This is a genomic window from Flavobacterium sp. FG68, assembly GCF_057808895.1.
Map to the genome: position 1 here is coordinate 1 of NZ_JBMDIY010000041.1, position 23,341 is coordinate 23,341.

A 23,341-nucleotide genomic window follows, 5' to 3' on the forward strand; every position below is an offset into this window, starting at 1 on the left:
AACTAATTATAAAAATGTAGCTTAACTTTTTCTCCAGTTTTTGTTTGCATATCCACTTTTTAAATTGATAAGATTCTGGTGGCAAAGGAATTCCATAATCATATTCAGTTGATTTTTGACTATAAAGATTTAAGGTTAAAATTAAAATGGTGAGTAAGAATTTAAGTTTCATTTAAAGAATGCTTTTGAATTAATTTAAGATATAAATTGCAATAATAGTAAAATAATTCTTATATTTTATATTTAAATTAACAAAATATTTCTTTAAAAATAATTTGATTTTTTTCTCAATAAAAAAGATATATTTGTAAAAAAATATTACACTTTTGTTGTGAAGAAAAATCTACTTAAAAAATTGCCGTCATTCAATCTACAGGAAATGTTGATTGTTCTTGCTATAATAGGAATTTTGCTTTTAATTGCTTTGCCAAACCTAATGCCACTGATTACAAAAGCAAAAAGTGTAGAGGCACAGGTACAGCTTAAAGCTATATACAATGCAGAGAAACAGTATTACTTTATGTACTCAAAATACAGTCCTAATTTTACTGAAATAGACTTTGAAGCACCAAAAACAACAAAAGAAAGTGGAAGTGCTAATTACGTTTATGAAATAGTGCAATCAACAAATAATGAGTTTAAAGTAAAAGCTACAGCAATTACTGATTTTAATGGAAATGGGGTTTTTAATGTTTGGGAAATTGATCAGAATGGTGTTCCAAAACAAATCATAAATGATTAATGTGGTATTTGAAATTACTTTTACTTATTGTATTTGCTCTTGTATTGTATCAGGACTTTAAAAGCCGCTTAGTTTACTGGTTTTTATATCCAATTATTGGGATTCTTGCTTTTGCAATTCAATTACACAATTTGCCTTTGTCAATTGCATTGACCAATTTGGGAGGTAATTTAATATTTGTAGTTTTGATTTTGGCAGTCAGTATGATTTATGCCAGGTTTAGAAGATTAGACTTAAAAAACACAATCGGGATAGGAGACATCCTGTTTTTTCTTTTTATAGCCGGCACATTTTCGATAGTTTCTTTTTTGGTTTTATTTGTCTTTTCCCTTTTATTTTCTTTGATTTTGCATTTAGCTTTAAGTAATAAAAAAGAGCAGTCCACAGTACCATTAGCAGGTTATATGTCACTTTTTTTTGGTGCTGTTTATGCAATTTCTTTTTTTGGTAATGATACATTTTTATACGCTTATTAAATGGAAAATTTTGATATTTCAATAGAATTCCAGCAGCTTATAAAAGCAGAACAGGCTTATTATTACCGAATTGTCCCTGTTGGAAAAAGTGGGCAGGTCGTATTATTAAAAACAGATAATTCTGATATCGGAGGCTTACAGAATGAATTAAGTATTCTCCTTAGTTTTCCTGTTCAGTTAGAAACAGATTCTACAGAAAATATAAACCGTTATTTAAGTACCAATTACCGAAAAACGTCTAATAACGTTTCTGAGATTCATTATACTTCTGATTTTTTAGAAAAAATTGTATTAAATGCTAAGGAAATAGGGAGCAGTGATATTCATTTTGAGCCTTATGAAAAAAATGCCAGGGTTCGTTTTCGTTTAGATGGAAAGTTAAAAGAACAATTTCATATTTCGGTAGAAGAATACCCTATTATTGTAAACAAAATAAAGATTCGTGCTCAGCTTGATATATCCGAAAAAAGGTTACCGCAAGATGGACGTATAACAATGGTTACAGATTATCAGGATTTTGACGTTCGTGTTTCTGTTTTACCAACGCTGCATGGAGAAAAAGTAGTACTTCGTATTTTAAGTAAAGACACCAGTCATATCGATATTAATTCTTTGGGATTTACGGAAAAAGAATTAGCATCTTATTTAGAAAATATTAAACGTCCGAATGGTATAGTTCTTATTTCAGGACCAACAGGTTCAGGAAAAACAACGACTTTATATGCTACCTTAAAAAGATTAAATGTCCCGAATACTAATATTTTAACGGTTGAAGACCCGATAGAATACACGCTGGAAGGAATTAATCAGGTTCAGTTAAAAGAAAATATCGGGCTTGATTTTGCTGCAACTTTAAGAACATTTTTAAGGCAGGATCCGGATATTATTATGGTCGGAGAAATTCGTGATGTGAATACAGCAAATATGGCAATTCGTGCTGCATTGACAGGGCATCTTGTTTTGTCAACCATACATACAAATTCGGCATGGGCAACAGTATCAAGATTGATCGATATGGGAGTTCCGTCATTTCTAATAGCAAGTACTCTTAATATTAGTGTTGCACAGCGTTTAGTACGTAAATTGTGTAATTCTTGTAAAACTGAACAATCAATTGTTGAAGAAATTTTTCCAACTGGTTTTGAAATTCCAAAAGACTTAAAGTCACACCACGTTGCTGTTGGATGTGAGCATTGTTATCATACTGGATATTCGGGAAGGAAAGCGATTTATGAAATTTTGCCAATTGGGTCAGAATTGTCTAATCTAATTAAAAACAACCAACTGGATATCAACGATTATTTAGAAGAAAAAGACATTTTTACACTAAAGCGTAATGCATTGTCATTAATAAAAGAGGGAATCACTTCTGTCGATGAAGTTTTTTCATTACTCTTGTAAATTAAAATATATAAAAGTCCTACAATTGACATAAATTCATGAAAAAAATAATTACTCTATTTTTACTGATTCTTTTCCAGATTTCATATTCACAGGATAATCGGATTTTACAGCTTAAAAATAATATAGAATCCATTTCTGCCGACGCTCCGGGACTTAATGAAAAAGTTAATGTTAATATTAAAGAAGCTTCTTTGTCAAGTTTCTTATTGGCTGTTTCTCAAATTCATAAACTTAATTTTAGTGTAGCAACAAACTTAAACCAAATTAATATTGTAAATAATTTTTCGGATGTTACAGTAGGTGATCTGCTTATTTTTTTATGTAAAGAATATAATCTTACTATTGATTTTACCGGAAATATTCTGGCCATAAAGTCGTATGAAAAACCAATTGAAATTCAAAAGATAAAAGAGATTGATGTTACCCATGATTATGCAAATAATTTACTTTCGTTAAACCTGAAAGACGATAAATTATATGACGTTTTCAGAAAAATAATGGATGTAAGCGGCAAAAATTTAGTTTTTGCTCCTGGATTAGAAAATCAACCAGTGACTGCTTATATAAAAAGCATGCCTTTTGATGCCGCATTAAACAAATTGGCTTTTGCTAATAATTTAAGTGTAACGAAATCAAGAGACAATTTTTATATTTTTGATAAATTAGATGGGAATTTTGTTGTTGAAGGGACAGGAAATCAAAATGGAGAAATAAGACAAAACAAACCTCAACGTCCAAGAAAATCTAATTTTTTCTTTACAGTGATTGATGCTGATAAAAAACTGTTAAACGTAGATTTTGAAAACACTCCAATTTCAAGTATAGTGTATGATATAGGTCACGAACTTGACATAGATATGTTTATATCAAGTCCTTTAGAAAATGCTGGAAACGGGACAGTAAAAGCCAAAAACATCACTTTTGACGAACTTTTGGCAAAATTGTTTGAAGTAAAAGCAGATAGTTATCCAGCGCAAAATAATAACTCGCAGCAATTTAATAGTAATAGCCAAGCTGGATCTATAGCATCTTCCGGAGGCAGTTATACTTTTAAAAGAAGTGGCTCTGTTTATTATTTTGGAACAAAAGATCAATTAGTGGTGCGAAATATTAAATCGATTCCATTAATGCACCGTTCGATTGAACTTTTAAGCGATCCATCAAAAGAAGGTCGAAGCGCCGGAAGATTAAATAACACGAACAGCTATTCAAATTATAATTCTTATGATAGTAATAGCAATAGATCTACATCTAATTCTAACTACTCTAACCCAAATAGTAATTATAATAATAACAATAGTAATTCTTCATCTTCAAGCAGCAGCAGCGGTCCTTCAGAATCTATTTTAACTATTATACCTGATGAAATAAAAAAGGATCTGGATATTAAAATTGATAAAGAGCTGAATAGTTTTTTAGTTAATGGGCCAGCAGCTAACATTGAGCGATTTGAATCTTTTATAAATTATATTGACAAAGCTGTTCCTGTAATTTTAATAGAAGTAATGTTGTTAGAAGTTAACAGAAGCGCGACAGTAGAAACAGGTATTCAAGCAGGAATTGGAGATAAACCTGTTACAACAAAAGGAACTGTTTTCCCTAATGCAGATATTAATTTAGGAGCTTCAACAATAAATAAAATTATTGATGGTTTTAACGGATTTGGCTCTTTAAATATTGGACAAGTGGTTCCTAACTTTTATTTAAGTTTAAAAGCTATGGAAACAAACGGAAATTTAAAAGTGCGTTCGTCCCCAAGATTATCTACCTTAAATGGTCATAAAGCTTATTTGTCTATTGGTGAAACAACGTATTATGTGGTTACCAACCAGAATTATTACGGGTCACAAATTCCTCAGGCTTCAGAAGTTAAAAACTATCAGCCTATCGATGCTGAATTGTCTGTAACTATTATGCCTTTGGTTTCTGGTAATGGACAGATTACAATGGATATTAAAGTAATTCAATCGAGTTTTAATGGTCAAAAAGTAGATAAAGACGCTCCTCCGGGAATTAATTCCAGAGAATTTACTTCAATTATCAGAGTTAAAGACCAAGATATTATAGTATTAGGCGGTCTTGAAGAATCTGTAAAAAATGATTCAGGAACTGGAGTGCCTTTATTATCGAGAATTCCAATCTTAAAATGGTTATTTAGTTCCAGAAAAAGAGAAGATTCGAAGAAAAAATTAAGTGTATTGATTAAACCTACAGTTATTTACTAATGACCGCATTCTCCTTACATACTCTTTTGCTTGGAAAAGAATACATTGGCGTTGAGCACTTCACTATAAATAATGAAGATAAAGTTGCTTTACTGTTAGTTGAAAAGAAAAAAGAAGGATTAGTAATTAGTAAAAAAGACAGGGTTAGTTATAACGGAAAAATTGCAGAAAAATGGGATACCAAACTGCCTTTTTTTGTAGTTATAAATTCTAATCAGGTTATTCAAAAAGAGGTTTTAGGCGTAGAACCATCAGATGAAAAGCTATTACATAAATCTTTTCCTAATACAAACTGGGATGAGTTTTATTATGAAATCTGGAGGTTAAAAACAAAATCTGTTATTGCTATTGCCAGAAAATCGTATGTTATCTCTTTACTGGAAGATTATCAAAATCAAAAAATAACAATTGCCGGAATCAGTCTTGGTGTATGTTCTATAGCTGATATTATAGCTTACACTGAGGAAAACAACCTGTATACCAATCATCAAAATATATCAAAAGAAGAAACGCAGATAATCTCTGCTAGGTCGTTAGAATCTGCAGTAACTTATACTATAAATGATCTTCAAATTGAGAATAGACAATTACTTGCTTTTTCAGGTATTTTACGATTGATACTAAATAATACACTTAATACAGGTTCAATCATTTCATATAGCGATGAGTTGTATGATGACTACAATCAAAAAACATTTTTTAATAAAGGAATTAAAATAATGGTTGGAGTTGTATTGGGGATATTACTACTCAATTTTATTTTCTTTACGCACTATTATAAATTAGCTCAGGAATCATCTGAAATTTTATTGGTAAATAAATCGTCTATTGAAGATGTCAGTAAAATAAAACAAAGAATTATAGTAAAAGAAGAAAAAGTAAAAGACATTGATGGTAGAATGACTTCCAGAAGTTCTTTAATTATCAATGAAATTGCAAATAAAGTGCCTTCATCAATTTTATTGACTGAATTAACTTTTAATCCTCTGGAAAAAAAGATTAAAGCAGACGAAGCAATACTCACAAAAGATAAAATAATCACTATTTCAGGAACTACAATTGCAAATCAGTCCTTTACTAAATGGGTAGAAGATATTGAAAAACTACAATATATTGACAAAGTTTTAATTACGCATTTTGGCAAAAATGAAGATAATGAAACTACATTTTCTATAAACTTAACCCTGAAGTAAGATGAAACTGAACAAAAAAAATAAACTTCTGATAATTGGTTTTTTTGTTGTGCTTTATATCTGCTATTCTTTTGCGATTTCTAATACAATAAATTATTATACTGAATACAAAAATAAAGAACAGGAGATAGCTCAAGATAGTGATATGCCAAAACTCGTGGGGCAGCTAGTTCAAAAAGAAAAACAGCTGGATCAAATTTTGGCTAATTATGATGTAAATATTTCAGAATCTTTTCAGAATGATTTATTAAAACAATTAACTTCTTATAGTGATAGTTACCATTTAAAGATTGTTGATTTTAAAGAGCCTCACATTATCTCACAAAAGGGTTTTACTACAACGAGTTATACATTTTCTCTTGAAGGATCATTTAATGGATGTCTGGCAGTACTTAACAAGGTAGAAAATAATACCATGCTTGGGAATATTAAACACTTAAATTTCATCAAAAAAAGAAATTATAAAACGAATACAGATCAACTATTTGTAGAAGTTATCATGCAAAAAAATAAAGGAGTTTAGAACAGAATCTCCTATCAAAACTAAAAATTAATAAATTATGAAAAAGACTTTTTTATTATTTGTGGCATTTGCCGCGCAGATAAATTTTGCTCAAAGTGTTTTTCCTACTGATGGCTCGAATGTAGGAATTGGAACTTTATCACCAGTTTCTAAATTACATGTTGTGGGTACAATAACCAGCTACGAACCGATAGCTCTTAGTACTACAGTTAATTCTTACCAGCTTATTAATAGTATTTCCGGAAATGTTGGAGACAATACATTAATAAATAAGTTATGGACGTACAGAGACGGTACTTTAAATAACTGGTTTAATGCGAGACTTCATGATGGAATTTCAATAGACGCTTCTTTTAAAACTCCAAATTTGGATACAAAAACATGGTGGGAAAGAGATCCTAAAGATAATATCCAATCGTGGGGTAACGATGCAGTAACTTATTTAACTATTAATAAGGGTAATATTGGAATTGGAACAAATGATCCTTCTGCCAGTCTTGAAATTAAAACTCCAGCAATTGCTGGATCGGAAACATTATTAAAATTAAATGTAAGTGATGCAGGGCAGGACTACATAAAAATAGCTAATGGTACTAACGATAATACGATGTTTATTCCTACGATCTATGGGTATCACGTCACAGATAACCGTCCATCACTAATTCTAACAAGCGTAATTGAGTCTACTATAGATAGCGGAACAAATCCTGTTACGGTATTTGATTCAAGAACTAGTACTGCTTCAGTAACTACAAGACCATTATTTGCATGGGATTCATACGGTAATAGAAAAATGATTTTAACCGCAAATGGGAGTTTAGGTATTGGTACTGCTACTCCGTTAGCAAAGCTAGAAGTTTTTAATGGAAATATACTGGTAAGAAACGCAGCAAATGTCGATAATGAATCTAATATAATGATTGCCCATTCTATTAAATATGCAGATAAAGACACATATGGGACTTCGCTTCGAACTATTACACAAAGTGCAGGGACAAATGCTTATGGTATGCAGTTTTTTACCCAAGAATCATATGTAACTGGACAGACAGAAAAGCTTAGAATTTTAGGGAATGGAAATGTTGGTATTGGCGTGCTAAGTCCAACTAATAAATTAGATGTGAATGGTACAATCCATTCAAAAGAAGTAAAGGTTGATATGCTAGGTTGGTCTGATTTTGTATTTAAAAAAGAATATAATTTGCCAACACTTGAAGAAGTAGAAAAACATATTGCTGAAAAAGGGCATTTAGAAAATATTCCAAGCGAAGAGGAAGTTTTAAAAAATGGAATTAATTTAGGGGAAATGGATTCTAAATTATTACAAAAGATAGAAGAATTGACTCTTTACATGATTGAAATGAAAAAAGAGAATGAAAAAGTAAAAGATGAAAATATCCTGTTGAAAAAGAATCAATTAGAATTAGAAAGAAGACTTGTAAAACTTGAGAATAAATAAGTTATGAAAAGGTATATTATTTTAATTTTAGTGTGTATTTCGCAGATAAATTTTGCTCAAAGTACTTTTCCAACTGATGGTTCTAATGTAGGAATTGGAACAACAAATCCATCTCAAAAATTAGAGGTGGTAGGTAATGGAATTTTTAAAGGTGGTATTATTACTGATGTTTCTGGTGCAATAGGCGGTAATATAAAAATTGTAAATTCTTCTAAAACTGCAAATGGTTCTGCAAAAGATTGGACAATTTTTAATATGACTGGTAACTATGGAAATAGTTTGCAGTTCTGGGCTTATGATAATTTAGGTTGTGGTACAGGGTTGTGTAGCAATCGATTTACAATTATGGATAGTGGAAATGTTGGAATTGGAACAAATCTTCCTACAGCCTCTTTAGAAGTTAAAACTCCAGCTGTTACAGGATCAGAAACATTGTTAAAATTAAGCGTAAGTGATGCTACTCAAGATTATATTCGGATTGCAAATGGCACAAATGCCGATAATCAATTTGTTCCAAGTTTACAAGGATATCGAACAAGTGACAACAGAGCATCGCTATATTTAACAGCTATTACTGAACCTAATATTGACAGCGGTACAGATCCTCTTATGACATTTGATTCTCGAACAACTGCAGCAGCTATAATTACAAGACCATTATTTGCCTGGGACTCATATGGCAATAGAAAAATGATTTTAAGCGCTAACGGCAGCTTAGGAATTGGTACTCTTACAACTGGAACACATAAGCTGGCCGTAGAAGGATCAATTGGAGCAAGAGAAATAAAAGTTATGGCAACTGGCTGGTCTGATTTTGTCTTTAAAAAAGAATACGATTTACCAACACTTGAAGAAGTTGAAAAACATATTGCAGAAAAAGGACATTTAGAAAATATCCCAAGCGAAGAGGAAGTTCTAAAAAACGGAATTAATCTAGGAGAGATGAATGCGAAACTTTTACAGAAAATTGAAGAATTGACTTTGTATATGATTGAAATGAAAAAGGATATTAGTGTTTTAAAGCAAGAAAATAAAGAATTGAAATCACAGATTAAAAGTAATTAACTAAAAAGCCTATGAAAAAGTACTACCTAATTCTAATATTGCTTTTTGCAAGTATTAGTAATGCACAGAATTATAATAATATAGCTAATTATTCAATCAATGGAACCCCTGTGAATGGAGTAAAAATAAAAACGAATTTACCTTTTGTTCCAGCAAGTCAAATGCCCACGATAACTATTACAGGCTTTAATTACCAAACGGCAGAGACAATAAATCTAACGATTGTTTATTATACTTATTCAACAGGCGGTAATTTTAATGATCCATCAAATTTTTATTTTCATACACCAAAAATGTCTTCAGCAGGAAGTTACACACCACCTGTTTACTTATCTATTGAAAATGGAAAGGTGGTTATTTTTATAAATGATAAGTCATATTTTCAAAGATTTACTGTTAGTGCCTATGCTCAGGGAATTTCAGAAACAAGTAGTTGGTTTCAAGGATGGACGGTTGTAGATGAAGCAATGACAGGGACAAAAACAGTTGAAATTCCGTATCAAAATAGATTTAAAGGAAATGTCTATTTATCTGGAGGAAGCATTTGGAATGCTGCCGGAAATGTTGGAATAGGAACTGAAAATCCAGATGCAAAACTTGCAGTTAACGGAACAATCCATTCCAAAGAAGTAAAAGTTGATTTAAATGTTCCTGCACCAGATTATGTTTTTGCGAATGATTATAAATTAAAAAGCCTTCAGGAAGTTGAATATTATATAAAAGAGAATAGTCATTTACCTGAAATTCCATCAGCACAAGAATTCGAAAAGAACGGAATTAATGTTTCTGAAATAAATATGATTCTTTTAAAGAAAGTAGAAGAATTGACTTTGTATGCTATTGAACAGCAAAAAAATACTGAAAAGTTAATGAAGATTATCGATGAACAAAATAAGAGGTTAGAGACTCTGGAAAGTTCAAAATAAATTAAAAAATACTATAACAGAAAGCCGCTTTTCTAATTAAGCGGCTTTTTGTTTATACTGTTGGCGTTGTTTCAGAATTAGTATTTAGCTTTCTGGCTGATATTACTTAAAAGTTCAAATTCATCCATTGGAAAAAGCTGAAATGCAACCTCTAAAATAAGACCGAAATTAATTGATGAATTTTTATCTGTTTCTGTAATTTTATGAGTTTCTTGATCAATTGCCAAAATGCATAATTTTAGCATATTAGTAATTACACAGCCTAGTTCGTAATAATTTAGAAATTTGATTTCGGCAGTATAAATGTCTTTTTTATCACTAGCAGGTTTTAATGTACTTAAAAATCCCGCAGTTAAATTTTTGAGATCTTCTAAGTTTTCTGTTTCTTTTTCCATAATCCTTGTTTGGCTTTTAATTTTTTTAAAATTTCTTTTTGGCGGGTATTTATTAAAAGGATTTTTACTCTTTTACAGGACTTGAATTTTTAATTTATACTTGTCCGAAAAATTGTATTTTTGTTTTTATGCATGCAATTAAATAAGACTGTTTTAGGTATTGAATCATTTTGATCTGTATCCTACAGAAATAAATATGTTTTTTACAGATTGCATTATTTTTTATCCCTAATTATTACCTTTGAATTATGAGCACATTAACGAAACCAAACCATATAGGGCGAAAAATAAGCCGTATTCGTGAATTAAGAGATATGAAGCAGGAAGCTTTGGCTCAGGCTTTAGGAACAAATCAACAAGCAGTTTCTGCTATGGAAAACAGTGAAACTATCGACGATGATAAACTTGCAGAAGTGGCAAAAGCTCTTGGCATAACTGTGGATGCAATTAAAAATTTTTCGGACGAAGCGGCTATTAATTACTTTAATAGTTTTAATGAAGCTGTAAATAATAGTCATTTTGGAAATAATAATCATTGCACTTTTAATCCACTTGATAAATTGGTTGAAGTTTATGAGGAAAATAAAAAACTTTATGAGCGTTTGTTAGAAGCGGAGAAAGAGAAAAATGCTTATTTGGAGAAGTTATTGAATGGGAAATAATTTCTAAAAAATATAAGTAAAAAAGAGACCTTGGTCTCTTTTTTTGTCAATATAAAATATGTTCTACAAATCAAGTACAAAATTTAATAGATCTGTATTCTCTTCTAATAATTGATTATTAACTAAAATATTAAATCTGCCAGCACATAAGGTGTCTACTGTTTTATCTTTATAATAGATAACGATTTTTCTTCTTACATCTACAGACTTATTTTTTTTTAATTTTTTTTGTCTCTTTTAAGAGATTTTCAAGCTCTGTCAAAATTGATTTATCTTCTATTCATTTATCTTTTACATGACTGCCAAAAGTTAAGTTGAAATCTTGACAACTAACGTCAGAACCCGTATCAATATCTAGATTTACTGAGTGTATCACTATTTTATTAATGCTTGTTTCTTTTGTTTCTTTCGCTTTGCTACAGGCAAAAGCGCTGAAAACTAATATTATTAATGTAAATAACTTATTCATTTCTTTATGTTTTTGCATGCATATACTTTGGGTGCTTTTACAGGAATATTTGATGTAGAACTTTTGGTTCGTAATCTAAAACCTTTATTATCTTTTCTCGTAATTCCATTTTTTTCTTGATTTTCCCTGCTGGCGGCGAGGGTCTCGCTCGTGAACACAAAGATGTCTTGTAAATGCCCCTAAGACTTCGAGGAGATATCTGCCGAATATTATTTCTAGAAAATCCATTATCTTTTTTTAATTTGAAGAATAAAGAAAATTAAATTTTTACAATAAAAAAATGGTTTGAAAAACTTATGCGTAATTCAAACCATTTTTCCTATCTAAATTTCTAAGTCGAAAAAGTCAACCCTTTTGCTTTAAAGTTGCTAAACAAAACTTGTTTAGCTGTACTTATAGTTTCTTCGGTTCTGTAAATACTGCACCAGAATTTAATCTGTATTTTGAATTTTCCATCAGAAATAGAATTGTAATAAATCTGAGATGGTTTGGTATTATTTACTAAAGGAAGGCTTTCAAGGGAACTTAAAATAGTTGTATTTATATCTTCGGGAGTTGCATCGCCGCTAATTTCAATTGAAATATCAACCAGTTTAAAATTATCAGTATAAGTCCAATTGGTAATGTTTTGAGATAGTAGATTACCATTTGGAATAATGATTTCGGCACCATTTGGAGCATTGATTTTGGTTGTTCTTAATCCCATTGATTTTACTCTTCCAGATTCTGAACTAATATCAATTACATCTCCAATTTGAATAGGTTTATCAAAAATCAAAATAATTCCCGAAACGAAGTTGTTAACAACATTTTGAAGCCCAAGCCCAACACCGACACCTAATGCTCCTAAAAGAATACTCAGTTTGTCTAAAGGCATACCTGAAGCGGCAACGGCTAAAAGATACCCCACAATCAAAACGATAAGTCTGGTAATTAATAATTTAGAATGCTGCCTTTTATTGACGTTTTCTTCGTTTTCATCTTCAATTTCTCCAAAAAAGTAAGCAACATAATTCTGTAGTAAATGCGCAGCCCAGACAATGATAAAAAACAATACAATATTTCCTAAAGTGAAAGTGATACTTCCAATCGTATTTGGACGGCTTAGTAAATTTCCAAGAGAAGTACGTAATGATTCCCAAATGTTTAGATTAGAAGCGATTACAACGAGCCACATATAGCTGATTATTATGATAAATGGTTTTTTTAATGTATCAGATACATTTTCGTAATCAAATATTTTTTCGATTCCGCGTTTTATACGTGTTGTGTAAATCTGTAAAAGGATTATTTCCAGAATTATTTTTAAAAGAACACTTAAAGCAACAATCTGCGTCAGCGAAATAAAAGCAGTTAAGCTCAACATATTTGAAAGCGAAACTCTTCCGAAAATATTATAAAGTATTGATAATCCATTTAATCCGATAAAAATAATGCTGGCCCATTTAAAAAATCCTTTGATATACAATTGATCTTTTAAACTTTTTATTTGAACTAAACCATATCGTATTCCCAGAATATTTATGATGATAAAAGAACAGCGTTGAAACAATCCAACTTCAATGAAAAGATCCAGAAAACAAAGGGCAAAAAATAATCCGAAAAGTAATAGCCAGTTGCGCATTGATTTTCCAGACCAATCGTTCTTAAATAAAATTGTAAGCACACCTAAAGAACCTAACTGAAGCAGTTCTAAAAATAGGGCTGGAGCATATAAATTTGTAACTATAGCAATGTTTAAGCCTATAACAATTACAGGTAAAATAACACCTCTGTTTAAATATTTAAAATTAAAAAGAGAAAGATTTTCGGCATGACCGTTAGATTTTAAGTACTTCAAGTTACGTGAAATATACCAGGCCAAAAGTCCCATAAAGAAACATAATGTAATTAATCCGCCGGCTTTGTAGCTTAAATAATAAGCAGCTACATTTTCTTCAATTATAACTTTTGCTTTAATGTTGTGCGATACTACTTTTTTTGCTGTAGTATCAGTACTCCATAATGATGGATATTCTTTCTTAAGAATACTTATTCCAGATTTTTCGAGCTTTGTTTCTACAGTGGTTAAAGCGTTTGAAACAGCTATTTTGTGTTCTACTGTCAGTCTTTTTTTGAGATTTAAAACTTCCTGATTTTTCGTCATCAGGCTGTCCGTTTTTAGATATCTTTTTTTAAGATTGGCTAATTCTGTTTTAAATTGTTTTCTGCGGATAGTATCTTTTATAAGTGTAAATAGAGTTTTGTCTTTACGCAGATCAAGAATTTTACTTTTAATTTTTTCAAGATTTGCATTTCGGTGATCTATCGCTTTATTTTGATCATTTAATTCCTGTTCGATTTCTTTTAAAACAATACGATACATTTGCTGATTTCGCACGTTTGGATTAGCACCTTTTAAACTTGCTAATATTAAATCGAGTTTACTTTCGGTTCGTTTAATTTCTCCAAACAAGTGAAAAGTGTTTCCTTCGAATTCGGCATCATTAGCAGCCGATTGCAAAACATCTCCGGCTTTTTCAATAGACATTAAGTAGTCACTATCTGTTGCGGTTTCTTCAAATAATTTTGATTTGTTTTCTGTTTTTGAAGCTGTATTTTGTGAATAGGAAAATGATACGAAAAAAAGTATCATTAGTAAGGCGGATAAATAAGAATTTCTTTTTGAATTCATAATTAATTAGGTGATTTAAGGTCTCCAAATTTAATTGTTTTTTGGATAGTATTAGCTTTTGTAATTTGCATATTTAGTAGAGAATTTTAAATAAAAAATCCCAACTTCTGATTTGGAAGTTGAGATTTTCGATTTGTTATAATAATATGATTTAAATTACCATGTAGAGAGAGGAGCTCTAACCCAAGTGTTAGTTGATATACATAAATAAATATAATTTGTAGTATATCTAATTTCACCTTGTGTTCCAAGAGAATTTGCACTTGCAGGAGGTGTATTCAGTGTATTTATTTTAAATGAATTTCCCACAATATCCCCTTGTTTGTTTACAGTAAAAGTGTTGATGCCACTATTTTGACCTACATAATTATATCCAGTTGCATATTCATAAGCCGCATTAGCGATTATGGCATCTCCTTGAGTGAAATTATCGCAGACTAAACCATTACACATACTAGTCTGCTTACCTTGCCCAGCACTAATATAGATGCTGTTTCCGTTATCACCACCACAATGAGCATAAATACCGGCACCAGTTCCAACATTGCTTACAACTATGCCATTTCCGTTTTTTATTCCACCTACGCCAAAACCACTATGAACTAAGATTCCAGGACCATCATTTGTATTATTCATATACATACCAATTCCCGAACTAGAATTTGTAGCATATATTCCATATCCATCACTATTATTTGACAAAACCATCCCTAAACTACTAGCGTTATTTGTAACTTCAAAAACCTGCCCGCTTGAAGAATTGTTTATAAATGTCATTCCTGCAGTTTGGTATGGGCCTGGGTTTATGCAAGTTTTAACACCTGTAAATGATTCATTTCCAGTTATGTGTAAAGATGTTGGTGTTGTAACTGCTCCTGCAGTACCACCTAAGTCACCTGTTAATCTAATCTTGCCAAATGCTGTAGTTGATGCCTCTGTAGTGGTTGCATTAGCTAAAACAAAAGCTGTTGTTGCTATTTGGGTAGTATTTGTTCCAGCAGCTGCAGTTGGTGCTTTTGGAATGCCTGTAAAAGTTGGTGCAGAAATAGGTGCATACGTAGTAGAGTCAACTGTTCCATTTGCTTTTAAAAATTGAGATGCTGTTCCAGATGCTTTAATAAATGAATTAGCCGTAACTGCGCCGGTTTGATTTACTGTAAAAGTATTTGTTCCATTATTTTGACCAACAAAATTTAACCCAGTTCCAGTAGTTACATTTGAAACTATTCCATTTCCACTTCCTGTAATCAAAGAGGTTTTAGTTCCCGTGAAAGTTTCATCTCCTGTAATATGAATAGCTGTAGGAGTGGTTGGTAGTGAAGCTGTTCCTCCTAAATCACCTTTTAACTGGACAACTCCTTTAGATGTTATAGTAGCATCGCTGGCGACACCTCCTGTAGAGCTAATGGTATTGCCTGAAATTGTAATATTTGTTCCGGCAACTAAAGTTGATTGCTTACTATCAACAAGATCTTTTAAAACTTTTCCTTGCCTGGCGTCTAATGCTTTTCCTTCGACATTGTAGTCCAAAGCATTATAGTTTTGAGTTTTTACACTCTCAATATCTTTAAATTCTAATTCGCCATTGTCATTAGTAGTTAAAATTTTATCTCGCTCATTTTTTTCTAAATCCGCTACTTTTATTCTGTTATATTTTGTACTCATTTTTGTTTTATTTATTGAGATTAAATTATTTTTTTAATTGATATGAAGGTTTATAGAATTAAATATCATCTAAATTCTTGCATCAGCAATTGTTTAATTGCTGACGTTCCTGTTAAGATGATAAAAAATATTCAAAAGAAACTAATAAACAATTTTACGATCTCCTGTTGCTGTTTTGTATTCACATCCTACTGGAAGACCTGCAGCAATGGCTGTAGAGTTATCTGCATAAGTTGGCATGTTTAACCAAACTAAGTAGCCATTTTCATCAATGTAACATCTTAATATTTCGTTTTGTAAATTTGTTCCCGATGCTGTTTTTTGGCCTGTTATAAATTGAATTCTTGATTGACCAGCACCTTTTCCAATGCCTGCTTTTTGTTTTAAGATTCCTCCATTCAAATCAGGAAGACCAATTGAATTAACATACAAGCAATAAATATCCTGTAAACCTGTTGAAGCATTTATCCACGTAGTAAACAATATCGTTTTACAAATTGCTAAAGTTGAACCAGCGAACCCAAAAGAAACACCCAGACTTATAGCAGAACCTGAACCACCTGTAAATTTATATACACCAGTTCCAGACGAACAATACAAGTCTCCAGTAATTCTATCCCAAACAATTCCGTTCCAAGATTGAAAAGTACTGTCCATTTGAGTAAAAACTCCAGTACTATTGGTTTGCTTGTACATATATCCGTTACCGCCGCCCATAGAATTATTCCCTCCTTCTGCGATATAGATATTATTATTTAAATCAGAAGTCAATGACATATAATTACGAGAAGGTTCGCCAATGTCGATAAAAGAGCCAGTACTATTTGTCTGTTTATAGATTTTACCCGAAAATGTACATGCGTAAATATCTTTGTTAGGCGTTATAGTAATTCCAGTTCCATAAAATCCAGCCGGTAAGGAAGCATATAAAACAAAAGCACCAGTTCCGTTCGTTTGTTTATAAATATTCCTTGCTTGATTAATATAATAAACATCACCAGTAGGAGATTCACATCCTCCCCATATACTATTACCAGTGATAAGGCCAGTAGCATAAATTGAAAACGAGCCTGTCACTCTATCAAACTTATACATAACTGTTCCTGCACATGCATATACATTATCTGAATAATTAGATGAAAAAATTGAGGTAGCAGTAGCAGGTAATCCTGCCCCCATTTTTTTAATTATTAATTGTGTCTGAGAATTGCTTGTACTGCCTCCTTTAACAATAAAATCGGTTCCATTAAAACCTGAAGTGGCTGTTTCTGATCCTATTACATTAGAATTTTTAATTGAATTAAATTGTAAATCTAATTCTGCAGTATTGTAATTATCAACTACGATTTTTGAACCTGTGTCTGCAATTCTACTATTACCTAAGGTTGCACCATATAAGCCGTACTTTGGGATAGAATTTTGGCTGCCAGTGGTTACAATATTTGGGGAGATGTCAGATGTCATTGCTACAATACCATCTTTGTTTGGTAAAGTATAAGTTCTTGATGCTGTATTTGCATTTGTAAAAAATGAAGTAAAAGTATTAGCAACATTTCTTATTCCTAGTTTACCAGCAAGAAATGTTTTAATTCCAGATACATTTTGATCATTGGAAATTCCTAAATACAGTGTATCAAAATAAGCTTTAAGAGTGTCTTTAATGTTATCAATTAAGTCTTTTAAAACTTTACCTTGTCGGGCATCTAGAGCTTTGCCTTCTTGTGTATAATCTAACGCATTGTAACTATCAGTTTTGATATTATTAACATCACTAAATTCTAATTCACCATTAGAATTTGTTGTTAAGATTTTGTCACGTTCATTTTTTTCTAAATCAGCTACTTTGATTCTGTTATAATTTGTATTCATCTTATATTTTTTTAATTAAGGAGTTATTGTTTTTAAATTATTCATTATCTCATAACGGGTAATATTAGAGCAATTAGTTAACAGTCATTAAAACTTATTATAGTATTTGTTATAATTTGATGTGGCTAATTGGGACAAATCAGTAGGTATTTGAGCATCTGCCATCATTATATTTGTTTTATTGATATTGTAGACTTCTAACATTTGATTAGAATTATACATTCCGGAATAAATTTTCCCATTAGAAGCTAAATTACCAGTTGTCCATTTTAATGTAGATGTACCATAATTATTACCTATTAGTTTTGTTGTATTAGTTAATGTGTCTAATTCTAAAACCTTACCTATTTTGGCCGGGATAAAGTAAATTTTACCGTTTAGGCCAATAATTCCACCACCAAGCCATTTTTGTGCGTAACTATATGTTGATCCAATTAAGGCACTGATACCCGTATTAGGATTAAATTCTAAAATTTGATCAGCTCCAGTATATGGTGTAAAATATAATTTTCCATTTGGGGCTAAAACAGCTCCAGAATATTTCCCAGTTCCTGATAAAGAATTTCCTACTAGCGTTGTTGTATCATTAGCAGGATTGATTTCTAAAATTTTATCATTATTTAAAGGAGCACAATATATTTTTCCATTGAAAGCTAATGCTCCTCCATACCAATTTGAGATTGATCCAGAATATGTATTGCCAATTAATGAAGTAATTCCTGTACTGGGATCCAGCTTTAACACTCTTGAATTAGAAGTTGGTATAAAATAAATATTACCATTTGGTGCTAATACCCCACCGCTGTAAGAAATACCGGTAACTTTATCCAATAATTCTGTTGTATCATTTGAAGGGTTTATCACGAGTATTTTTGTTACACTTGCTACCGATTGTGGAGCACAGTATATTTTTCCATTTGGTGCAAGTGTACCCCCAACCCATTTATGATCTGATGTAACACCATAAGAACTACCTATTAATGTCATGACTCCAGAAATTGGATTGAATTTTAGTACCTGACTTGCTCCACCTGGTATATAATATATACAACCATTAGGTGCTAAAACGGAGCCTATATATTTTATTGAACCAGATAATTGTGTAGGAGTTAGTTTAGTGAAGTGCTGTCTCCCAAATTCGTTATAGATTATAGGGTTCATCCTTTATGCATTTGATATTCTTAATAAATCTATTGTTCCTATACTTACCAATGTGGCTGTACTTCCAACAGCTCCATTTAAGAGAGCAGTTCCATCAACTTGAGTTAATGTTCGGCCTTGACCCTGTACAAATGAAATTTCTCCAGTACCAAATTTGGTATATGTTATAATATTATTAATTCCTCCCTTTACAGTAATATTTATAGGATTTAAACCATTATTAATAATTACATTTCGACCATGCTGCTGTAAGCCAGCTGCATCAACAGTATCAGTAGTTATATTATTAGCGCCAGTATTAATAGTAATTTGTGGTTTTAATCCAATATCTATCAAATCTTTCAAAACTTTACCTTGCCTGGCATCTAATGATTTACCATCCTGAACATAATCCAACGCATTGTAACTATCAGTTTTGATATTATTAACATCGCTAAATTCTAATTCACCATTAGAATTTGTTGTTAAGATTTTGTCACGTTCATTTTTTTCTAAATCAGCTACTTTTATTCTGTTATAATTTGTATCCACTTTTATGATTGATTGAATTAATTTTTATTATTTCTTTAGAATCCAGCTTAAAAAATTTGAACCCAAATTGATTAAAGCTGGATTTGTTTGATATTTCCGTTGCCAAAATTCGATTTAAATCACAGAGATTTAAAAAAGTAAATTATTTTTAGACTCTATAAATCCAATTTTAATTTATGGATTTGGATTTTCTCCCTCTTTATAATTATGAGTTAAAATTCCATTTGCGAAATAGGTATGAAATGGATTTAATGTTAAAGGGAAAATTTTTCTTTTCTCTAAATTAATTCTAACTGATGTAACCGGAATAATTTCACTATTAATAGAGTACAAATTATCTCCAACCTGAATATCTCCAAGAGAGATAAATCTCCACAAACTATCGCGTTGAATAAGCTGTAAGTGAGTTGGAGTAGCCTCTAACAATCCGTCGTTTACAATTATTGTTTTATAAGCATCTTTCTGCGTTAATTTAGTAATTGGCGATGTTATTCTTCTTTCCAACAAGGAAGCAGAAGACCATTTATATAACTCATTAGCATTATTGGTATCAATTAATGTTTCAATTTCGGCAGAAAGAAGCAGTTGTTCCAGATGCAATTCCTCAATAGCTTTTTTAGAACCATCTGGAAGCGTAATCAATGTGCCTTCAACGAAACAGCTTCCGCCGCCGCCACCTGGTCCTCCTGTAGAATTATCGCCTGTAGTTTGAGAAGTTATATTACTTGGGGTTGATAAACCAGCTGCGCTTCTTGTTGCAACCTTATAATAATAAGTAGTATTGGCTGCTAATGAGGTATCTGAAAATGATTTTAGATCTGGAATATTTATAGATCTGTATGGTAACCAATCACCATTTAAATCAAGAGTTCTATATAATTGATATCCTGTAATTCTTACATCATCATGTGGAACAATCCATGATAAATTTATAGTCATTCCATCACTTGAAATAGTGCTGGAAATAACCGGGATATTAAGTATACACGTCCCTAAATTATTGGCATAAACTTGTGCATTTTCTTCCAGCCAGGCAATGGCTTGATTATTTGCGTCAGTAATACTAATATCAGATACGAACTGATTTACATAAGCGGTAAGTGTTACTTCTGATCCGGCTTCACCTGCTGAGCAATCATTTTTTGTTATAGTTTTAGTTTGTTCTGTGTTATAATATCGTACATCTTGAGGACAGCTTGTTGTGTCAAAAATTGGTGCAATATAATCCGGATCTGTTAGCACATTTGGTTTTGTATCTCCCGTAGAAGAACCATCGTCTTTATAGTATCTTTCTAATAAAGTAAAAGATTTATATCCTGTATTTGCCATGTTATTTAATAAGTTATTACGACTTTTGCTGTTGAAGAGTCTACATTATATGTTATATATCCAATGTTTGTAACCTCATTTACATCTTTTACCCACTTAGGTGGATAAGGAATCTTTTTCGAAAAATTCAACTGTTGTATTTGAGAGCCGTCTATGTTAATAAAATCAAATCCTAGTTTTTCCATAGTTCCTCCTGAAAAAGTCGTTATCTCAATATCTATATTTCCACTTCCAAATTGACCAAACCAAGCAGCAGCCATTCTAACCGGAATCGATTTTAAAGAAATATTATCAGATGACAATTTGTCGAAATTAATTAAGCAGGCCTCAACGCCGTTGTTTTCTTGATTGTCTCCAGCATACATAATATAAGATTGCGAGATATTGCTGTAGTTTGGTAACTCAGTTCCTTGGCCATGACCATATCCCATATATTTATTATCCCAAGGAGTTCCTGTGTTAACAAATCCGGTAAAAGTGTCAAGATCTTTCCCTGCACCTAAAGCCCATTTGTATCTTATAACCATGTAGTCGAAAGGCTGTAAGGTTGTTGGTGGTTCAATTACGCACGAAGGATTCACACCACGCCAAGCTGTTTCTCTAATACTGCAAATCCCTTCATTGTTTGCATAAGCCTGTACATTCGCTCTAAGCCATGATTCAGCTTGTTCATTTGCATCGGCTATACTTTCAGTTGATATAAATTTATTGGCACTTGCAGTTAAAGTGACCAGATTTCCAGCTGTTTCTTTAGAACAATCATTCTTTTTAACCGCTAATGTTTTTTCTGTATTATAAAAAACCACCTCACCTTCTATAGGAGTATAATTATCTAAATAATTAAAAGGTTTATATGTTGTATTTTCTTCCATACATTATGTTTTAATAAATAATAATGTTGTCTTTTGTTTTCTAAAAACCATTAGAAAGTCATTGAACAATTGTTTTTATTATGATGGTTGTGTAGGCCAGACAATAGACGTTAAGTCATCGAGACTAGTTAAATCCCTTAATGCTTGTCTGTAATTTTTCCATTCTGTTTTTTTCTGTTTTGAAAGAGGAGAATCACCTAGTTGAGTCCAGTCACTATCAGTTAACAATGTATCTCTGGTTGTTCTTAGATTTTCTAAAATAGTATCCTCGTTCTGTACGAAAGCAGAAAAGGTATGTTTTCCATCAATTACCTTGTAATTTTTAGATAACGCTTGCTGCCATTCTTCTGTAGTTAATTCAATATTTGGCTGTGGAATATTTTCATGAATCCCTTCAACATAAAAGCCTGTGTATTCTCCATCTTCGTTGTATGTTCCTTTATACATAATTTTTTTATTTTAAATTTTAGATTAGCGTCCAATTGCAAACATGTAACCATAGTTACCGTCAATAATCGCCTGATATGATGTTTTTGAAAGATTAGCGACATGATTAAAACCTTTATTCCCAGAAGAATCTCTAATAGTAGATAAGACCACACTAAAAGCTCCCACTGGCCAGGCAAGAGGAAAACTGTAGCTTACACTGCCCGATGTTAAATAAGCCCATTGTAATATTAACCCGTTACTAAGTTTTTGATAACCGCTTGTTGTTAACATATCAAAACCAGAATGTCCTGCATCATAATCAGAAGCTGTAGAGGTAGAAACCGAGCCATCTGCCATAAGATATTCGTTAGAAGCACCGCCAGTTTTAATGAAACTTTTACTTTGCGTATCTCCGGTAAAAGTTTTATTTCCATCAATAGTTTGATTTGTTTTTAAATCAACATATTTTGATTTTAATTGTTGATCATTTAATGATATTGAACTTGCAAACCAATAATCTACTTCAATATTACGGTTGCTTATAACTTCAGAAAACGTAATGACATTAGTGCCGTCAACTATTGAATAGTCTTTATCTTCTCTAAGTAACTGCCCATTTTTGTAAATTTTTACACTGTATTTTAGAGGTTTGTTTTGCAGCACAATAGTATCACTGCTAAAATCATCGGCATTAAAATTTTCTTTAAACGGAATAGAAGATTTTCCATACATTGAATCAGAATCTTCCAAAATTGGATTCATATTCTGATACCAATAATTTATTTCAATATTTCTGTCGATAATTCCCTCAGGGAAACTAATTTTTGCATGATCATAGTCTAATACATAATCTTCATCTTCCCCTAATAATTGTCCGTTTTTGAATACTTTAACACTGTTTTCAATAGGCGGATATTCTAATTCAATTAATGAGCCGGTATAATCATCTCGATATTCTTTTAAAGGGAAGTAACAGTTACCGGAAATAATTCCTGAATTTTGAAAAACTGATCTTAAAAGTGCGGGAGTAATATAATGTTCGTTAGATGTACCAGTTTCAACCATTTGAAAATCGGCTTTGTCATCTTGTTTGTGAACGAAATTGTCAAAAATTTCGACGAAATCAGCATGTGATGGAATATCTCCATTATTGAATTTGCTGTGAAAGTCATTTCTGCTTGTTGCCATGTTATTTAATTTTATTTCTTGCTTTAAATGTTTGTTGAGTAAAACCTGATTTAAATACCAATGAGGTTAGTCATTGGTATTTAT

The 23,341-nt window shown here is 31.5% G+C and carries 21 protein-coding genes; 10 read left to right on the forward strand and 11 right to left on the reverse strand.

Annotated elements, in window-relative coordinates; translation table 11 throughout:
• Window positions 1-301 precede the first annotated feature (301 nt).
• From ACODSB_RS20935 to ACODSB_RS20975, 9 genes are read left to right on the forward strand one after another with little or no spacing between them, the layout of a single operon-like run.
• Entirely contained in the window at window positions 302-742 is a 441-nt protein-coding gene (locus tag ACODSB_RS20935; RefSeq protein ID WP_488938475.1) for a type IV pilin protein, read from the forward strand.
• Window positions 742-1,218, forward strand: a complete 477-nt coding sequence (locus ACODSB_RS20940; RefSeq protein ID WP_488938444.1) for a hypothetical protein — start codon at window positions 742-744, stop codon at window positions 1,216-1,218. The genes ACODSB_RS20935 and ACODSB_RS20940 overlap by 1 nt, the downstream gene beginning before the upstream one ends.
• The gene (locus ACODSB_RS20945; RefSeq protein ID WP_488938445.1) at window positions 1,219-2,619 is read left to right on the forward strand and encodes a GspE/PulE family protein; all 1,401 of its coding nucleotides are present in this window, start codon (window positions 1,219-1,221) and stop codon (window positions 2,617-2,619) included. It begins immediately after the preceding gene.
• A gap of 38 nt (window positions 2,620-2,657) precedes the next feature.
• Window positions 2,658-4,847 (forward strand): type II secretion system protein GspD, encoded by a 2,190-nt coding sequence (locus ACODSB_RS20950; RefSeq protein ID WP_488938446.1) that lies wholly within the window; start codon window positions 2,658-2,660, stop codon window positions 4,845-4,847.
• Complete coding sequence (locus tag ACODSB_RS20955) at window positions 4,847-6,040, forward strand: hypothetical protein (protein ID WP_488938447.1); 1,194 nt, start codon at window positions 4,847-4,849, stop codon at window positions 6,038-6,040. The genes ACODSB_RS20950 and ACODSB_RS20955 overlap by 1 nt, the downstream gene beginning before the upstream one ends.
• 1 nt (window position 6,041) lies before the next feature.
• Complete coding sequence (locus tag ACODSB_RS20960; RefSeq protein WP_488938448.1) at window positions 6,042-6,563, forward strand: hypothetical protein; 522 nt, start codon at window positions 6,042-6,044, stop codon at window positions 6,561-6,563.
• Between the two features lie 37 nt (window positions 6,564-6,600).
• A complete protein-coding gene (locus ACODSB_RS20965; protein ID WP_488938449.1) occupies window positions 6,601-8,022 on the forward strand; it encodes a hypothetical protein in 1,422 nt (473 codons plus the stop codon).
• A gap of 3 nt (window positions 8,023-8,025) precedes the next feature.
• Window positions 8,026-9,087, forward strand: coding sequence for a hypothetical protein (locus ACODSB_RS20970; RefSeq protein WP_488938450.1), 1,062 nt, complete (start codon window positions 8,026-8,028; stop codon window positions 9,085-9,087).
• Between the two features lie 11 nt (window positions 9,088-9,098).
• Window positions 9,099-10,013, forward strand: coding sequence for a hypothetical protein (locus ACODSB_RS20975; RefSeq protein WP_488938451.1), 915 nt, complete (start codon window positions 9,099-9,101; stop codon window positions 10,011-10,013).
• 77 nt (window positions 10,014-10,090) lie between these two features.
• Here ACODSB_RS20975 and ACODSB_RS20980 read toward each other — a convergent pair whose 3' ends face one another.
• Window positions 10,091-10,408, reverse strand: a complete 318-nt coding sequence (locus ACODSB_RS20980; RefSeq protein WP_488938452.1) for a hypothetical protein — start codon at window positions 10,406-10,408, stop codon at window positions 10,091-10,093.
• Window positions 10,409-10,656: 248 nt separating this feature from the next.
• On the opposite strand from ACODSB_RS20980, the gene ACODSB_RS20985 reads away from it, so the two are divergent.
• Window positions 10,657-11,070 carry a helix-turn-helix domain-containing protein gene (locus ACODSB_RS20985; RefSeq protein WP_488938453.1) on the forward strand — a complete coding sequence of 138 codons (414 nt, stop codon included), beginning with the start codon at window positions 10,657-10,659 and terminating at the stop codon, window positions 11,068-11,070.
• A 280-nt stretch (window positions 11,071-11,350) separates the two neighbouring features.
• On the opposite strand, the gene ACODSB_RS20990 is transcribed toward ACODSB_RS20985, so the two are convergent.
• From ACODSB_RS20990 to ACODSB_RS21035, 10 genes are all read right to left on the reverse strand, one after another.
• A complete protein-coding gene (locus tag ACODSB_RS20990) occupies window positions 11,351-11,539 on the reverse strand; it encodes a hypothetical protein (RefSeq protein WP_488938454.1) in 189 nt (62 codons plus the stop codon).
• A gap of 331 nt (window positions 11,540-11,870) precedes the next feature.
• Window positions 11,871-14,174: a mechanosensitive ion channel family protein gene (locus tag ACODSB_RS20995; RefSeq protein ID WP_488938455.1), complete on the reverse strand. Its 2,304-nt coding sequence runs from the start codon at window positions 14,172-14,174 to the stop codon at window positions 11,871-11,873.
• Window positions 14,175-14,369: 195 nt separating this feature from the next.
• On the reverse strand, window positions 14,370-15,878 hold the full coding sequence (locus tag ACODSB_RS21000) for a hypothetical protein (RefSeq protein ID WP_488938456.1): 1,509 nt from the start codon (window positions 15,876-15,878) through the stop codon (window positions 14,370-14,372).
• 141 nt (window positions 15,879-16,019) lie between these two features.
• Window positions 16,020-17,747, reverse strand: a complete 1,728-nt coding sequence (locus tag ACODSB_RS21005; RefSeq protein WP_488938457.1) for an NHL repeat-containing protein — start codon at window positions 17,745-17,747, stop codon at window positions 16,020-16,022.
• Window positions 17,748-17,834: 87 nt separating this feature from the next.
• The gene (locus tag ACODSB_RS21010; RefSeq protein ID WP_488938458.1) at window positions 17,835-18,908 is read right to left on the reverse strand and encodes an NHL repeat-containing protein; all 1,074 of its coding nucleotides are present in this window, start codon (window positions 18,906-18,908) and stop codon (window positions 17,835-17,837) included.
• 3 nt (window positions 18,909-18,911) lie between these two features.
• Window positions 18,912-19,439 (reverse strand): hypothetical protein, encoded by a 528-nt coding sequence (locus tag ACODSB_RS21015; RefSeq protein WP_488938459.1) that lies wholly within the window; start codon window positions 19,437-19,439, stop codon window positions 18,912-18,914.
• Between the two features lie 174 nt (window positions 19,440-19,613).
• On the reverse strand, window positions 19,614-20,768 hold the full coding sequence (locus tag ACODSB_RS21020) for a DUF5977 domain-containing protein (RefSeq protein WP_488938460.1): 1,155 nt from the start codon (window positions 20,766-20,768) through the stop codon (window positions 19,614-19,616).
• A gap of 5 nt (window positions 20,769-20,773) precedes the next feature.
• Entirely contained in the window at window positions 20,774-21,640 is an 867-nt protein-coding gene (locus tag ACODSB_RS21025) for a DUF5977 domain-containing protein (RefSeq protein WP_488938461.1), read from the reverse strand.
• 78 nt (window positions 21,641-21,718) lie between these two features.
• Window positions 21,719-22,087: a tail fiber assembly protein gene (locus tag ACODSB_RS21030; protein WP_488938462.1), complete on the reverse strand. Its 369-nt coding sequence runs from the start codon at window positions 22,085-22,087 to the stop codon at window positions 21,719-21,721.
• 24 nt (window positions 22,088-22,111) lie between these two features.
• The gene (locus ACODSB_RS21035; RefSeq protein WP_488938463.1) at window positions 22,112-23,257 is read right to left on the reverse strand and encodes a gp53-like domain-containing protein; all 1,146 of its coding nucleotides are present in this window, start codon (window positions 23,255-23,257) and stop codon (window positions 22,112-22,114) included.
• Between the last annotated feature and the right edge of the window lie 84 nt (window positions 23,258-23,341).